At 45.5% G+C, this 246-nt stretch carries 1 protein-coding gene; it reads left to right on the top strand.

Annotated features, from left to right (window positions below; all coding sequences use genetic code 11):
• Positions 1-18: 18 nt before the first annotated feature.
• Positions 19-246 (top strand): dihydroneopterin aldolase (locus tag FS736_RS25630; RefSeq protein ID WP_395883961.1); only part of this gene is annotated, 228 nt, incomplete at its 3' end.

Genomic DNA, 246 nt, shown 5'->3' with positions numbered 1-246 from the left:
CTCACTTCACTCCATAAAATACATCTCAATCAAATCCACTTTTACCCCTACCATCCTCTCTTTCCTCAACAAACAAGCCTTCCCCAGACCTTTCCCCTCCATTTCACCCTCCACCTCCACCTCTCGACACCTCCCAAAACTCATCAACTTCACCATTCCATCAACTACCCTCACTTATATCAGCTATCCAGAGATATTCTGCAACCCAAACCATACAACCTCGTCCAACCCATTCCTCACAAGATT

Source organism: Cytobacillus oceanisediminis 2691 (genome assembly GCF_007678455.1).
Classification (GTDB): domain Bacteria; phylum Bacillota; class Bacilli; order Bacillales; family Cytobacillaceae; genus Mesobacillus; species Mesobacillus oceanisediminis_A.
The sequence above is the reverse complement of the archived record's forward strand: the minus strand, read 5'-3'. Positions and strand labels throughout refer to the sequence as shown.